Origin of the sequence: Microbispora bryophytorum (assembly GCF_006874465.1) — a bacterium.
Classification (GTDB): Bacteria; Actinomycetota; Actinomycetes; order Streptosporangiales; family Streptosporangiaceae; genus Microbispora; species Microbispora bryophytorum.
This window is the reverse complement of the sequence record NZ_VIRL01000001.1, coordinates 203,617-217,661: the sequence shown is the minus strand read 5'-3', so window position 1 is coordinate 217,661 and position 14,045 is coordinate 203,617. Positions and strand designations below refer to the sequence as shown.

Genomic DNA, 14,045 nt, shown 5'->3' with positions numbered 1-14,045 from the left:
GCGACGCCTGACTCGTACGAGCCCGCCCTCATCCGAAGGGCGGGCGTTGCGGGGCGTCAGTCCATGCCACGCCGTCCGGGAGTCCAGAACGGTTTCACGACGACGGCTTTACGGGGCCAGCCGCGTTCCCGGACGAGGTGAGCACGCACGGCCTGGCAACTACGGGCCTCTCCGGCGAGGTAAGCGACGCCCGGCGTATCTGGGAGCTCCAGGGAGCGGACCACGTCGGCGAGATCGGTCGGCCGACACCTCCAGGTGAGGCGATCCGCATGTTCCAGTGGGAGACGGTCGCCGGGGTCTTCGACCGAGATCGCGCCATGGGCGATCGCGGACGGCGGCAACGCGCGCAGCATCGCGCCGAAGGCGGCGGTCGCGGTCTCGTCGCCGGCGAACAGGTGGTACCGCGCATCCTCGCGGAGGACGAGCCTGCCTTCCGGCGGGGTGAGAGCCGCCTGGTCGCCGACGCGTACCCGCCGTGACCACTGCGCTCCGGGCCCGGCGGACGAGTGGTCGAGTATGCACAGGTCGAGGCGGCCGGTGGGGGAGTAGTCCCAGATCGAGTAGGTGCGGAGTAATCCACGCAGCCACGAGCGGGGCGAGCGGGGGTCGCCGACGCGCAGACGGGTGTGCATGCCTGGCACCCAGGTCAGGTCGCACAGATCAGGGCCGGTGATCCGGACCCGGCGCATGCGTGTGGAGATCTGCTCGATCTCCTGGATGGTTCCGTACAGGAACATGCTCATCGTGCCGACTCCCAGCGCTCGCCCGTGGGCAGGTTTACCACTGTCAGATCCGTTCCAGCCAGGGTGATCGCGTCTGAGGCGGTGCCTGTGGTGCGGAACAGCGCCGAGAGCGGATCGCGGCCGTGGGCGTCGTGCACCGGGACCAGCACCTTCGCGCCGAGTACGGACGCCCCGGCCACGGCCTGGGCGGGACCCATCACCAGCGGCGGTCCGAGCAGCGGCCGCAGGCCGTTCACCGGCAGCAGGGCCAGGTCCGCCGGTGGATGCTCGGCGCGATACCGCACCAAGAGCGCGACGTCGGCGATCTCTCCGCCGAAGAACAGCCGGGAACCCGCCGTGCTGAACGCGTAGGCGTTGTTGGGCCACACCAGGGTCCGCCCAGCAGGCACGACCCGCATGGACAGCTCGGGCGCGATCTCGCGCGTCTCGCCCCAGCGCACCTGCTCTACGCGCCGGAAGCCCAGCGCCCTCGCCCGGCGGGCCATGCCCGCGGTGGGCACGTACAGCGGCGTGGAGTCCTTGCCGGGGAACGCGCGCAGCCCGCGCAGGTCCCAGTGGTTGGTGGCCGGATTGGTGACGACGATCGCGGCGAGTGGCGGCAACTCGGCGACCCGCAGCCCGAGTGGCTCGCCGCGGCGCAGGAACCATCGTTCGGTGAACCACGGGTCGGTGAGCACCGCGTGGCCGTCCATTTCCAGCAGCACACATGAGTTGACCACGCGGGTGACGGCGATCGCTTGGTTGAGCATGCGGCCAACGGTGCCGGTTAATGTACGCATGAAGTCAAGCGAGGAACTGACCATCGGAGAGTTGGCGGACCGGTTCGGCCTGGCCACGCATGTGCTGCGGCACTGGGAGAGCATGGGCCTGATCGAACCCGCTCGGCGTGCCGGTGGTCAGCGCCGCTACGGACCGGACGCGCTGGTGCGAGTAGCGCTGATTCTGATGGGAAAGGAAGCCGGTCTCGGATTGCGCGAGTTGAGCGCCGTGCTGTCGGCTCCCGATCCGATGGACCACCGGGACCTGTTGCGCCGCCACGTCGTCGAACTGGAACAGCGCATCGCACAGGCGCACGCGGCCAAGGAGCTGATCGAGCACGCCCTCACCTGCCCGCACAGGTTCGCGGACTGCCCGCACGCCCACGAGCAGATCACGGCGCGTATCCCGGCCGGCCGGTCGGACCGCGCCGCGGATGCCTGAGACGAGGTGCTATCACCAGCACTGTTTGAATGCGGTGGGCAGTCGCAGCAGTGACCGCGGGTGCGTCAGAACCGGAACCGTACGATGCGAGTGGAACGTTTCACGGCAGCGACGCTACGCGGTCAAGGAACTGTGTGAACAGCTCCCGGGCTGCTGCCCGCTCGTCCGGTCTCCTGCCCCGTGGGCCTGACGACCTCCGAGCGGCGTCGCGCTGCTCGGAGGTCTTACGAGGCGCCGATGCATCGCTACGGCGAACGATCTCAGGGTTGCGCGTGCCGGTCGAGGCCGAGCGTGGCGATGAGGTCTTCGTGGAGCTCGAACCAGACGCGATGGCAGGAGTCCACGCCGGTGCGGTCGACCCAGGAGCCGTCCCCGGCCCGGGCGCGCGCCAGGGCTGTGGTGAATCGTGTGTCGTATCCGCGGAACCGCGTGAGGACGCGGCCGAGCCGGTCCGCGAGCGGCGTGAGTGCCCGGTCGACGCAGGCGAGCTCATGGAGCACACCGGCGTCCCAGGTGGGATCGGAGTGGTCGTTGACGGCGAGCCGATCGCCCGCGGTGGGCCGCAGCTGCCAGTCGGTGCAGGCTTGCAACAGGAGGGCGTTCAGCGGGAGGAACGCCCGGTAGACGTCCCGGACCTCGTCGGCGGCGCCGGCGCGGGTGAGTTCGGCCGCGAGCAGGCGCTCGTTCTCGGCCCGGCCCGGTTCGGTCAGCGACCAGCCTCCGTCGCCGGCGAAGGCCGTGTGCTCGACCCAGCCACGTGCCTCGGCGTCGAGCAGCACCTCTTTCGTCGTGGACGCGTCGAGGCCGTACCGACGAGCGATCACCGCGGTGTCCGCGAACCCGGTGATACGAACGGCGTGCAGCACCAGGAGGCCGAGAGGGGAGTCCCGCGTCACGAGCCGCCGTCCTGTCGCGCTGTCAGGCGGGTGTAGTGCTGCTGGCACGCCTGCGGGGAGTTGAACCCCATCACGTGCGCCATCTGCGCCCAGGTCAGTCCTGCGCTCCGGGCGATGAACAGCAGGGCGGATTCGAGTCCGTCGACCTCGGCTCGTGCGGCGGGCAGGAGGGCGAGCGCGCTCAGAACGTCCTCCGGGTCCAGGTCGGCGTTGCGCCAGACGGCGAACTGCACAAGGTCGACCGCGGACGGCGGGGCGGGTGAGGGGCGCCACGGGCGGGCGTCGAGCTCGTCCGCGCCCAGGTCCAGAAGACGGTCGCGTGCGTCCCGCTCACGCTGTGCCTGGGCGTGGTCGGCGTGCACGCCGTCAGCCATCTCGTGCTTGCGTTGCATGGCTCTCACAATGCACAATCAACAAATTGTTGTCAATCTTCTGTTGAAGGGCGGAGTGGGTGATCGTACCTCTCGTGGAGGCCGTCGCCGATACCTGCGGGGGCAAGGCCGGCGCACTCGGCGCGTTGCTCCGCGCGGGTCTGCCGGTTCCCGACGGCTTCGTCGTCCCGTTCGCCGCCTACCTGGCCGTTGCCCGCGACCTGGACCTCGGGCGATTCGCCGGTGAGCCGGACGACGCCGACGCGGTGCGGCAGACGATCGAGGCCCGCTCGGTGCACGCGGACGTCATCGATGCGCTGGGACGCGCGCTCGACGACATCGGCGACCCACCCGTGGCGGTGAGATCATCGGCAGCCGGGGAGGACACCGGTCAGGAGTCGGCGGCCGGTCAGCACGAGAGCTTCCTCGCCGTGCACGGAGTCAGTGCGGTCGCCGAGGCCGTGCGTGCCTGCTGGGCCTCGCTGTTCTCCCCGCGTGCCATCGCCTACCGGGCCGCCTACCGGGCCGCCTCCGGCCGCGACGGCCAACCGCCGGACGATCTTTTGATGGCCGTCATCGTCCAGCGCCATCTGGACGCCGAGATATCCGGCGTCATGTTCACGCCCGCGGACCCAGACGACGCGACCCGGATCGAGGCGTCCTGGGGCCTCGGTCCCAGCGTCGTCGAGGGCAAGGTCACCCCTGACGCCTACCGCGTCGCCGAGGACGGGTCGGTCACCCGCACCGTCGCGGACAAACAGAAGCGCCTTGACCGGCGCGGCACGCGGCTCGTCGTCCGCGACGTGCCCTCCGCCGCCCGGAACCAGCCGGCACTCGACGACGCGACCGCCGCGCGGCTGGCCACGCTGGGCGCACAGATCGCCGCCGCGCTCGGCGGACCGCAGGACGTCGAGTGGGCGATCGCCGACGGCCGCACCTGGGTTCTGCAAGCACGGCCGGTCACCGCCGCACCCCCACCACCGACGTCGCCTTCCGGCGCCTCCGACGTCCCGGCCGCCACCTTCGCCGGAACGCCGGGCAGCCACGGGACCGTGACCGGCACCGCGAGGATCGTCCGTGGTCCCGGCGACTTCGCGCGCGTGCGCCCCGGCGACATCCTCGTCTGCCCCTTCACCGACCCTGCCTGGACGCCGTTGCTACGCATCGCCGCGGGCGTCGTCACCGAAACCGGAGGCGTGCTCTCGCACGCCGCGATCGTCGCCCGAGAGCACGCCATCCCCGCCGTCCTCGGCGTTCCGAACGTGACGAGCAGGCTCCGCGACGACACCGTCGTCACCGTCGACGGCACCTCCGGCACCGTCACGGCGACGAACGCGTGACTGATCACCTCCGTTCGCGGGCGAAGCGTCCCGCCGCCGAACCGCCACGTACGGATCGAAAGGAGAGGGGAAACGGCCCGCGCGGGCCCCGTCCCCGCCTACGCATGACAACTCGACACCTCTACCTCACACGCCACGGCGCGGCCGACGCGTTCGGGGAGCTCACCGACGCCGGGCGCCGGCAGGCCGGCCTGCTGGGCGAACGGCTCGCCGGCGTACCGGTCGACGCCGTGTGGCACTCGCCGCTGCCACGGGCCGCGGCGAGCGCGCACGAACTCGCCCGCCATCTCCCGGACGTGCCCGTGGCCGAGGCCGCCGAACTCGTCGACCACGTGCCCTACGTGCCCAGCGCGGCCGAGACGCCCCCGTCCTGGGCCGGCTTCTTCGACGGTTACGACGACACCGAGGCAGCCTCGGGGCGGCGGCTCGCCGAGGCGCTGATCGCCCGGTTCGCGAAGGTCTCCGACCCTGGCACACAAGGGACCCGGCCCGGCGCACACGAGGTCCTGGTGACGCACGCCTATCCGATCGCGTGGCTGGTGCGGCACGCACTGGACGCGCCGCCGTCCCGGTGGCTCGGGTTGAACAGCGCCAACACCGCGCTGACGGTGATCGAGTATCGCGACGGCCTGCCGCCCACGATCGTGATGTTCAACGACATGAGCCACCTTCCGCCCGACCTGCGGTGGACCGGGTTCCCCGCAGGCATCCGGCCGTGAGGCGGTTCCCGCTGCCCGTACGCGCGTGACGCCCCGATCGTCACGGACCTCGGTGACTACGGCATCCCCGTGACGGTCGGCCCGCCGCCCGCCGGCCCCCGACCGGCCCGCCTGCTCCGGCGCGTGCCGGTCAGGCGTCCCGCGACGCGACCGACTCCCGGAGGCGGATGGGCATCGGCACGCGATGCACGGCGCCCTCCCCACCACTGCTCCTCCCGGCGGCGCCCTCCGCGCCGTCGCCGTCACGGTCACGGCCGATCTCCGTGAACAGCACGTCGACGGCCTTGCGGCCGAGCTCGTAATGGGGGAGGGCCACCGTCGTGAGCTGGGGACGCATCCACGCGGCGATGGGATGGTCGTCGAAGGACACGACGGAGACGTCGGCGGGCACCTTGAGCCCGAAGTCGTCGAGTGCCTGGTAGGCGCCCAGGGCGACCCGGTCGTTGAAGCAGATCAACGCCTGCGGGCGCTCCTTCTTCAGCAGTTCCCGGGTCACGGCGAGGCCGTACTCCGGTTGCCAGTCGGCGCAGACGTGGCCGCCCGCCAGTTTGACCCCCGCCTCGGCGAGCACCTCGCGGATGCCGATGAGCCGTTCGACGGCGGCGACACTTCCCCCGGCGGGGACGTTGCGCCGTCCGGGGCCGGCGCCGATCAGGTGGATGCCCTCGCGATGGCCGGCGTCGAGCAGGGCCCTCGCGGCGACGCGGCCGGCCTCGATCTCGTCGGGGATGACCGAGGGCAGCGCCGACGGCTGTTTGGGGAGCGCGTTGAGCAGGACCGCGGGGGCGGCCGCCATGCCCTTCGGCACCTTGATGGTTCTCGTGTACATCGAGGCCAGGATGATCCCGTCCACCTGACGGTCGTGCATGGCCTGCAGCAGGAGCCGCTCGAGTTCGGCGTCCCCCTCGGTCTCACCGATGAACAGCATGAAGCCGCGCTCCCGCGCGGCCTCGAGCGCTCCCTTGATCATGTCTCCGGCGAGCCGCGACGTGGCTACGGTGTCCGAAACAAAGCCGATAGTCCGCGTTGTCCCAGTTCGCAGGCCTACGGATACGATGTTTGGCCGGTACTGCAACTCGGCCGCTGCCTTAAGGACACGCTGCTCGACATCCTGAGAGATGCGCAGCTCCCGGCCGCGTCCTGACAGCACGAGCGACGCGGTGGTCGGCGAGACGCCCGCGATCTTGGCGACGTCCGCCAGAGTGACCCGTCGTGGGCTCACCGAGCGACCTCCTGCGATGTGGGGGTTGACACTCCGCGACTCGTGTGATGAGACTATCGCACTGCTAATCCGATTTAGCAAACCTGAGTCATGGGGCGTCCGGTATGTGCCGGCGGGTCCCCGAGCAATCAAGGAGACGCAGATGTCGCGTCGAACTCGCTGGAACGGGGCCGCACTCGCGGTCGTGATGGGGGGAACGCTGGCGGCGGGCTGCGGGGCGCCCGGCGGCGACGCCCCCCAGCCGGAGGCCACCGGCGCGTCCCTGGCGGCCGCGCCGACCTGTGGCACGGCGCCGGTCACGCTGAACGCCTACATCGAGACCGGCTTCCCCCTGCCGAAGGAACTCAGCACCGAGTTCTCCAAGCAGTACCCGAATGTCAAATGGAACATCCGCGAGGACCAGTTCGCGGTGATCACCCAGAACGCGCCGCGCGTCCTCGCCGACGATCCGCCGGACCTGATGCGGCTTCCGCAGGTGTCGGAGCTGGTGAAGAACAACCTGCTGAAGAACCTCGACGGCTACGCGAAGGCGTTCGGCTGGGACTCCTGGCCCGCCTCGCAGCTGGAGCAGATGCGGCTGGCCCCCGGCGGGAAGACCCGCGGCGAGGGATCGCTGTACGCCATGGGGCTGAACTTCAGCATGACCGGTGTGTTCTACAACAAGAAGCTCGCGGACAAGATCGGCATGTCGTCCCCGCCGACCACCCTGGCCGAGCTGGACGACGCGATGGCGAAGGCCAAGAGCGCGGGCATCACCCCGATCGCCCAGTTCAACGGCGGGGCCACCGGCGGTCTCGCCTTCCCGCTGCAGGACCTCATGGCCTCGTACGGTCCCTCGGGGCCGATCAACGACTGGATCTACCAGAAGCCGGGCGCCACGATCGACACCCCCTCCAACGTGCAGGCGACGCAGCACCTGGAGAAGTGGATCAAGGCCGGGTACTTCTGGAAGGACATCAACGCCGTCGACTACGCGACGATGATGAGCCGCTTCATCAAGGGCGAGGGCCTGTTCTCGTTCAACGGTGACTGGGAGTCGGGGAACCTCGACAAGCAGATGGCGGGCAACGTGGGCTTCTTCCTGATGCCGCCGGTGCAGCAGGGCGGCAAGCAGGCCGCCATGTCGGCGCCCCTGACCTACGGGATCAGCTCCAGGGCGAAGAACGCCGACTGCGCGGCGTTCTTCCTCAACTGGGTGGCGACCGACCCGAAGGCGCGTGAGATCGGCGTGAAAATCGGCGGGTCGCACCCGATGGGCCCGGCGGACGCCCCCATGCCGGAGGTGGCGGAGGGCACGGTCACCGCGAGCACCCTGGATGCAGGGGCGAAGATCGCCCAGGACAACGGCTCGATGGACTTCATCGCCAACGCCACCGGCGCGATCTACGCCAAGAGCTGGACGCCCCAGTTGCAGAAGCTGGTCGCCGGGCAGCAGACCCCGGAGGAACTGCTGAAGTCGGTGCAGAGCGACTACACGAGCCAGGTCGGGGGGAGCTGAGCACCGATGACACGGCCGACTCCCGACAGCGCGGTCGATTCCCCCGCGACCCGCCCCGGGCCGGCAGCCGTGACGAGGAAGCGGAGCCCCGCCCGCGCGGGCGGGCTCCGCACGCCGAGTCGGGTCGGCTGGCTGTTCGTGGCTCCGGCGCTCATCGTCTACGCGGTCTTCGTCCTACGGCCGATCGTTCTCACCGTTCAGTACTCGCTGTATCGCTGGGACGGTATCGGCCCGTCCACCTGGGCCGGACTCGGTAACTACGTCAAGGTGTTCACCGACCCCGACCTGTTCGCCTCCATCCTGAACGCGGTCAAGCTGATCGCCTTCTTCAGCGTGATCCCGGTCGTGCTGGGTCTGGCGATCGCCTCGACGATCCGCCGGATCGCCGCGAGCCGGCTCGCGCTGGTGGCGCGGACGGTGCTGTTCCTGCCGCAGGTCATCCCGCTCGTCGCCGCCGGCATCGCCTGGAGCTGGCTGTTGTCGTCGACCGGGCTGGTCAACCAGCTGCTCGGGTACGTCGGGCTCGACGGCGTGGCGCGCGCGTGGCTGGGCGACTTCTCCACGGCCCTGCCGGCGGTCGGCGTGATCGGGGCGTGGGTGCTGCTCGGCCTGTGCACGATCCTTCTGCTGTCCGGCATGAGCAAGATCGACCCGTCGCTGTACGAGGCGGCCCGGATGGACGGAGCAAACTCGCTGCGCGAGTTCATCTCGATCACCGTGCCCAGCCTGCGGCAGGAGATCGGTGTCTGCGTCACGGTGACCGTGATCGCGGCTCTGGCCAGCTTCGACATCGTCTACGTCTCCACCCAGGGCGGGCCGGGGAACGCGACCATGGTCCCCGGACTGGAGATCTACTACCTGGCCTTCTCGGAACGGCAGGTGGGCATGGCGTCCGCGCTGGCCGTCGTGCTCATGCTGCTCGTCATCCTCGTCGCCCTTCCCATCCAATGGCTCACCAAGGACAGGTCCTAATGATCGTCGGACGTCGAGAGGCCTGGACCGGAAGGCTGCTGCTCGTCCTGCTGATGGCGGTCACGCTCATGCCGTTCCTCAGCCTGTTCGTCACCGCTCTGCACCCGTCCGGCAGCTACCCGTCGGGCCTGGAGTGGCCGAGCGACCCGCAGTGGGGCAACTTCGTCAAGGCCTTCCAGGCCGCGCGGATGATCGAGCTGATCAAATCAAGCGTGCTCATCGTGCTCGGCGTGGTCCCCCTCTCGTTGCTCCTCGGGACGCTGGCGGGTTTCGCCATCGGTCACCTGCGGATGGCGGGACGGAACCTGGTGTTCCTCGTGTTCGTGCTCGGGCTGACGCTGCCGTTCGAGGGCATCATCACGCCGCTGTACTACCAGGTGCGCGACATGGGGCTGCTGAACACCCGGTGGGCCATCATCCTGCCGCTCATCGGGCTGTTCATGCCGTTCGGGGTCTTCTGGATGCGGGCGCACTTCGTCAACGTGCCCGAGGCGCTGTCCGAGAGCGCGCGGATAGACGGCGCGAACGTGTGGCAGCTCTTCTGGCGCATCCACGTCCCGCTGGCCATGCCGGCGCTGTCGTCCCTGGCGATCCTGCTGTTCCTGTGGACCTGGAACCAGTTCCTCCTGGCGATCGTCCTCGTCGACGACCCGTTGAAACGGACGATGTCGGGAGCCCTGGGCGCCTTCCAGGGGCAGTGGGGGACCGACATGCCGCTGCTGTGCGCGGGATCGCTGCTGATCCTGACCCCCACGCTCGTGATCTTTCTCATCTTCCAGCGCCGCTTCGTCACGGCTCTGCTCCAGGGTTCTTTGAAGGGGTGACGCGCGTGGACGGAGCTGCCCCGTTCTACGGGGGGATCGAAGCGGGCGGGACGAAGTGGGTGTGCGCGGTCGCCGACGCCGAGGGAGGCGTTCTCACGACCGAGGTGATCCCCACGACCACATCGGAGACGACCATCGGCGCCGCGGTGCGGTTCTTCGAGGACCATCCGCCGCTCGCCGCGCTCGGCGTCGGCACCTTCGGCCCGGTGGACGTGCGACCGGGTTCGCCGACGTACGGCCACATCCTGGCCACGCCCAAGCCGGGCTGGGCGAACGTGGACGTCGTCACCCCCTTCCGCGCCGCGCTGGACGTACCCGTCCGCCTGGACACGGACGTCAACGCCGCGGCGCTGGGGGAATGGCGGCGGGGTGCGGGCGCGGGGCTCGGCACGCTCGCGTACATCACCGTGGGCACCGGCATCGGCATGGGGGCGGTGGTGAACGGCGGGCTCGTGCACGGGCTCCTGCATCCCGAGTTCGGGCACATCCGCATCCCCCACGACCCGATCCGGGACCCGTTCGAGGGGAGCTGTCCCTTCCACGGCGACTGCCTCGAAGGGCTCGCGTCGGGCGAGGCGATGCGCCGGCGCTGGGGGCGTCCGGCCGAGTATCTGGACGACCCGTCGGCCTGGGAACTTGAAGCCGAGTACGTCGCCCTCGCCGTCATGAACCTGACCTACGCGCTGTCGCCCGAGCGGATCGTCGTGGGCGGGGGCGTCGCCAAGCACCCCGCGCTGCTTCCGGCCGTGCGGGCGCGGCTGCTCACCCTTACCGCCGGCTACCCCGGGGCGCCGGTGCCCGTCGGCCCCGCGGCGATGGGGGAGTACGTCACCGGCCCCTCCCTCGGCGACCGCTCGGGAGTGGCCGGTGCGGTGGAACTCGCACGCGCGGCACGGGCCGCGCCGAACTGACCCCGGTTCTGCTGACGCTTTTCTGATGACGCTTTCTGTGACGCGCCGGGAAACGGCCCGCGCGACTGAGTTGGAGGTTCTTCGCATGGCTCCATGGGGGCGGCGAGACGGCACGCCCGGACCGGAGATCCGGTCCGGCGCGTACGAGGTGCTCGCCGGCGGGCGGCGACGTGACGGGGGGACCGCGTGAACGGCGAGCCCGCGCGCTGGACGCGGGAGCACCTCGCCGCGCCGGCCGGCGACGCGGCGACGACCGCACCGGTCATCGGCCTTCCGGCGCCGCCGCGCGTGCTGCCGGACGACGACATCTGGGATCTGTGGCCGATCCAGGAGGAGGACGGCTCGACGTCCGTGGTGCGCGGCAGTGAGTTGTGGATGGCGCTTTCCGCGCCCGCCCTCGGCCACCCGGAGGAGCGGCACGACCGCGCCCGCCTCCGGCTGCTCGCCAAGGACGGCGACGGCTGGACCGACCTCGGTCACGCCTTCGCCGACGGAGTCTCACCGGGCAGCCGCGAATGGTCGGGATCGGCGGTCCGCAGACCGGACGGCACGGTGTCGGTGTTCTACACGGCCGCGGGCCGGCGAGGGGAGGCACGCCCGACGTTCGCCCAGAGCGTCGTCGAGGCCCGCGCCCGGCTGGTGACCGACGGCGGCCGAATCCTGCTGGACCAGGCGGCCGAGCACACGGAGATCCTGCGCTCGGACGGCGTGACGTATCTGCCGGCCGACGAGGTCGAGGGAGGACCTGGGCGGATCAAGGCCTTCCGCGATCCTGGGTGGTTCCGCGACCCCGCCGACGGGCGCGAGTATCTGCTCGTCGCCGCGTCCGTCGCGGCGTCCCCCGGCGCGGACCACGCCTTCATGGGCGCGGTGGCCCTCGCCGCCGCGACCCCGGACGGCTGGTCGCTGCGGCCGCCGCTCCTCGTGGCCGACGGAGTCAACCACGAGATCGAACGGCCGCACATCGTGGCGCACGGGTCGTCGTACTACCTCTTCTTCTGCACGCATCGTCACTCGTTCCACCCGCCGGGAAGCGCGCCCACCGGGCTCTACGGCTTCGTCGCCCCCAGCCTCACCGGGCCGTACACGCCGCTGAACGGCTCGGGGCTCGTGCTGCGCAACCCCGCCGAAGAGCCCGACCAGGCGTACGCCTGGGTGGTCCTGCCCGACCTGAAGGTCGTGGGCTTCGTCAACTACCGCTCCACCGGAGTGACGGATCCGTGGCAGGCCGAGGCCGCCGAGGCCAGGGCCGCCTTCGGCGGGACGATCGCGCCCGTACTCGAACTCACCCTGCACGGAGCCGCCACCTCTCTGGTCGTTCCCGTGTCCACGGGAGCGGGGCGTTGAGCACGCCGCGCGGCGCGGCGGCGGGAGTGGCCGCGGCGTCCGCCGTCGCGGCCACGGCGGCGGCCACGGTGGCGGTCTCGGTGGCGCGTCGTCACCACACGCTGTCGGCCGTCGCGCCGGAGCTGAGGACACCCGCGCTGTGGCTGCCGCGCCCGATCACCGGCAAGTGGAGCCTGTCCCGCGCCCGGCGGCGCTCGCGCCTGGCGACGGACCCGGTCGCGGGGGTGGCGATCACGCGGCACGACGTCCCCGGCGGCCGGGACGCCTTCGTGTACGAGCCGCCCGGTCACCGGCGCCCCGGCGGGGCGCTGCTGTGGATCCATGGGGGCGGCACGATTCTCGGCCACCCAGAAAGCGACCACGAACTGTGCAGCCGCATCGCCCGCGACCTGCGGATCGTGGTGGTGAGCCCACGCTACCGGCTCGCTCCGGAGCACCCCTTCCCCGCCGGGTTCGACGACTGCTTCGCCGCGCTGCGCTGGCTGCACGACGCCGCCCCCGCGCTCGGCGGGGAAGGCACGCGTGTCGCGGTGGGCGGAGCGAGCGCCGGCGGCGGGCTGGCGGCCTCGGTCGTGCAGAAGGCGCACGACCACGGGCTGCCGGTGGCGTTCCAGATGCTCCTCTATCCCATGCTGGACGACCGTACGGCGCTGGTGCGCGACCATCGGGGACGCGGCAGGGTCGGATGGACGCGGCGCTCCAACACGTACGCCTGGACCTGCTATCTCGGTCGCGGGCCGAGTGTCGCCGAATCCCGCCCCTACGCCGCGGCGGCCCGCCGGGAGGACCTGCGCGGTCTGCCGCCCGCGTGGATCGGCGTCGGCGACCTCGACCTGTTCTACGCGGAGAACCTGAGCTACGCCGAACGGCTCAGGTCGGCCGGCGTGCCTGTCGACCTCGTCGTCGAGCCCGGCATGTATCACGGCGCCGACTTCGACCACCACGCGACCGTGCCGTCCATGCACGCGTTCCGCCAGGGCATGCTCGACGCCCTGGCCGCCGGGCTCGCGCTCGGCCCGGCGGCCGAACGGTCATGAGGGAGCAGCGGCGCCGGTGCGCTCGTCCGGGCGCTCGTCCGGGCGTTCGTCCGGGCGCGCGGCGCCGCCGCGGGTCGCCCAGAGATAGACCAGGGCGCCGAGGAACAGCACGATCGAGGTCCACTGGTTGATCCGCAGCCCCAGGAGCGTCACCGCGTGGTCCACTCCGCCCACCGGGTCGATCCGCAGCCCCTCGATCCAGAACCGCCCGAAGGTGTAGCCGGCGACGTAGAGGGCGAACAGGCGGCCGTGGCGCAGCGTGGACCGCCGGCCGGCGGGGATCAGTCTGAAACCGATCAGTCCGAAACCGATCAGTCCGAAACCGAGCGCCGCGTCCCACAGCGACTCGTACAGGAACGTCGGGTGGTAGAGCACGCCCGGCTCGCCGCCGTGCGCCTGGTCGATCTCCAGGCCCCACGGCAACGTGGTCGGGCCGCCGTACAGCTCCTGGTTGAACCAGTTTCCCCAGCGGGCGATCGCCTGCCCGAAGGCGATGCCGGGCGCGACCGTGTCGGCCACGGCGCCGAGAGGCAGCCCCCGGCGGCGGCAGGCCAGCCACACGCCCACGCCTCCGAGGGCGACCGCGCCCCAGATGCTGAGCCCGCCTTCCCAGACGAACAACGCCCGGTAGGGCTCCTTGACCGCGCGCGGGCCGAAGTAGGTCTGCCAGTCGGTGATGACGTGGTAGAGGCGGGCGCCGATCAGGCCGAAGATCACTCCGGGGACCGCGATGTCGCTGATCGCGCCCTTCTCGCCGCCGCGGGCGCGCCATCGGCGCTCGCTGAGCCAGGTGCCGAAGACGATCGCGATGATGAAGCACAATGCATAGGCCCGGATCGGGATGAATCCGAGATACCAGACCCCTTGGACAGGGCTGGGGACCGAGGCGAGCGGCATGCCGGTGAGGCTAGTCAACGTGAGGCCACTCGACCGCCTTCGTGACCTGATCGCAAGGCGCCGTGGGG

The 14,045-nt window shown here is 70.9% G+C and carries 15 protein-coding genes; 9 read left to right on the top strand and 6 right to left on the bottom strand.

Annotation, left to right across the window (positions count from 1 at the left end):
* Positions 1-56: 56 nt before the first annotated feature.
* Both FLX07_RS01100 and FLX07_RS01095 read right to left on the bottom strand, forming a co-directional pair.
* Positions 57-743 (bottom strand): siderophore-interacting protein, encoded by a 687-nt coding sequence (locus FLX07_RS01100; protein WP_142567534.1) that lies wholly within the window; start codon positions 741-743, stop codon positions 57-59.
* The gene (locus tag FLX07_RS01095; protein WP_167748067.1) at positions 740-1,492 is read right to left on the bottom strand and encodes an MBL fold metallo-hydrolase; all 753 of its coding nucleotides are present in this window, start codon (positions 1,490-1,492) and stop codon (positions 740-742) included. The genes FLX07_RS01100 and FLX07_RS01095 overlap by 4 nt, the downstream gene beginning before the upstream one ends.
* 28 nt (positions 1,493-1,520) lie before the next feature.
* On the opposite strand from FLX07_RS01095, the gene FLX07_RS01090 reads away from it, so the two are divergent.
* The gene (locus FLX07_RS01090; protein ID WP_142567532.1) at positions 1,521-1,943 is read left to right on the top strand and encodes a MerR family transcriptional regulator; all 423 of its coding nucleotides are present in this window, start codon (positions 1,521-1,523) and stop codon (positions 1,941-1,943) included.
* Between the two features lie 260 nt (positions 1,944-2,203).
* Here the strand turns inward: FLX07_RS01090 and FLX07_RS01085 are convergent, their stop codons facing one another.
* Entirely contained in the window at positions 2,204-2,839 is a 636-nt protein-coding gene (locus FLX07_RS01085; protein ID WP_142567531.1) for a transcriptional regulator, read from the bottom strand.
* Positions 2,836-3,231 carry a DNA-binding protein gene (locus FLX07_RS01080; RefSeq protein ID WP_142567530.1) on the bottom strand — a complete coding sequence of 132 codons (396 nt, stop codon included), beginning with the start codon at positions 3,229-3,231 and terminating at the stop codon, positions 2,836-2,838. The genes FLX07_RS01085 and FLX07_RS01080 overlap by 4 nt, the downstream gene beginning before the upstream one ends.
* 59 nt (positions 3,232-3,290) lie before the next feature.
* On the opposite strand from FLX07_RS01080, the gene FLX07_RS01075 reads away from it, so the two are divergent.
* Together FLX07_RS01075 and FLX07_RS01070 are read left to right on the top strand one after the other, a co-directional pair.
* Positions 3,291-4,550: a PEP/pyruvate-binding domain-containing protein gene (locus tag FLX07_RS01075; RefSeq protein WP_142567529.1), complete on the top strand. Its 1,260-nt coding sequence runs from the start codon at positions 3,291-3,293 to the stop codon at positions 4,548-4,550.
* A 104-nt stretch (positions 4,551-4,654) separates the two neighbouring features.
* Positions 4,655-5,269 carry a histidine phosphatase family protein gene (locus tag FLX07_RS01070; protein ID WP_142567528.1) on the top strand — a complete coding sequence of 205 codons (615 nt, stop codon included), beginning with the start codon at positions 4,655-4,657 and terminating at the stop codon, positions 5,267-5,269.
* Positions 5,270-5,399: 130 nt separating this feature from the next.
* Here the strand turns inward: FLX07_RS01070 and FLX07_RS01065 are convergent, their stop codons facing one another.
* A complete protein-coding gene (locus tag FLX07_RS01065) occupies positions 5,400-6,491 on the bottom strand; it encodes a LacI family DNA-binding transcriptional regulator (RefSeq protein WP_142567527.1) in 1,092 nt (363 codons plus the stop codon).
* 142 nt (positions 6,492-6,633) lie between these two features.
* Between FLX07_RS01065 and FLX07_RS01060 the strand changes: the two genes are divergently transcribed.
* The 6 genes from FLX07_RS01060 to FLX07_RS01035 all read left to right on the top strand — a co-directional run bounded on the left by FLX07_RS01060 (position 6,634) and on the right by FLX07_RS01035 (position 13,080).
* On the top strand, positions 6,634-7,989 hold the full coding sequence (locus tag FLX07_RS01060; RefSeq protein WP_142567526.1) for an ABC transporter substrate-binding protein: 1,356 nt from the start codon (positions 6,634-6,636) through the stop codon (positions 7,987-7,989).
* 6 nt (positions 7,990-7,995) lie between these two features.
* A complete protein-coding gene (locus FLX07_RS01055; protein ID WP_142567525.1) occupies positions 7,996-8,961 on the top strand; it encodes a carbohydrate ABC transporter permease in 966 nt (321 codons plus the stop codon).
* Positions 8,961-9,785 carry a carbohydrate ABC transporter permease gene (locus FLX07_RS01050; RefSeq protein WP_142567524.1) on the top strand — a complete coding sequence of 275 codons (825 nt, stop codon included), beginning with the start codon at positions 8,961-8,963 and terminating at the stop codon, positions 9,783-9,785. The genes FLX07_RS01055 and FLX07_RS01050 overlap by 1 nt, the downstream gene beginning before the upstream one ends.
* Positions 9,786-9,790: 5 nt before the next feature.
* Positions 9,791-10,696: an ROK family protein gene (locus FLX07_RS01045; protein WP_142567523.1), complete on the top strand. Its 906-nt coding sequence runs from the start codon at positions 9,791-9,793 to the stop codon at positions 10,694-10,696.
* A gap of 186 nt (positions 10,697-10,882) precedes the next feature.
* Positions 10,883-12,043, top strand: a complete 1,161-nt coding sequence (locus tag FLX07_RS01040; protein WP_142567522.1) for a glycoside hydrolase family 68 protein — start codon at positions 10,883-10,885, stop codon at positions 12,041-12,043.
* Positions 12,040-13,080 (top strand): alpha/beta hydrolase, encoded by a 1,041-nt coding sequence (locus tag FLX07_RS01035; RefSeq protein WP_167748066.1) that lies wholly within the window; start codon positions 12,040-12,042, stop codon positions 13,078-13,080. The genes FLX07_RS01040 and FLX07_RS01035 overlap by 4 nt, the downstream gene beginning before the upstream one ends.
* Here FLX07_RS01035 and lgt read toward each other — a convergent pair.
* Entirely contained in the window at positions 13,075-13,977 is a 903-nt protein-coding gene (gene lgt, locus FLX07_RS01030; protein WP_142567521.1) for a prolipoprotein diacylglyceryl transferase, read from the bottom strand. The genes FLX07_RS01035 and lgt overlap by 6 nt on opposite strands.
* Positions 13,978-14,045: the final 68 nt, after the last annotated feature.

Bases quoted from the DNA above. Each gene is read 5' to 3' on its own strand.
- FLX07_RS01060 (WP_142567526.1), top strand. From the start codon at position 6,634: ATGTCGCGTCGAACTCGCTGGAACGGGGCCGCACTCGCGGTCGTGATG.
- FLX07_RS01070 (WP_142567528.1), top strand. From the start codon at position 4,655: ATGACAACTCGACACCTCTACCTCACACGCCACGGCGCGGCCGACGCG.
- FLX07_RS01095 (WP_167748067.1), bottom strand. From the start codon at position 1,492: ATGCTCAACCAAGCGATCGCCGTCACCCGCGTGGTCAACTCATGTGTG.
- FLX07_RS01055 (WP_142567525.1), top strand. From the start codon at position 7,996: ATGACACGGCCGACTCCCGACAGCGCGGTCGATTCCCCCGCGACCCGC.
- FLX07_RS01090 (WP_142567532.1), top strand. From the start codon at position 1,521: ATGAAGTCAAGCGAGGAACTGACCATCGGAGAGTTGGCGGACCGGTTC.
- FLX07_RS01050 (WP_142567524.1), top strand. From the start codon at position 8,961: ATGATCGTCGGACGTCGAGAGGCCTGGACCGGAAGGCTGCTGCTCGTC.
- lgt (WP_142567521.1), bottom strand. From the start codon at position 13,977: ATGCCGCTCGCCTCGGTCCCCAGCCCTGTCCAAGGGGTCTGGTATCTC.
- FLX07_RS01100 (WP_142567534.1), bottom strand. From the start codon at position 743: ATGAGCATGTTCCTGTACGGAACCATCCAGGAGATCGAGCAGATCTCC.
- FLX07_RS01080 (WP_142567530.1), bottom strand. From the start codon at position 3,231: ATGCAACGCAAGCACGAGATGGCTGACGGCGTGCACGCCGACCACGCC.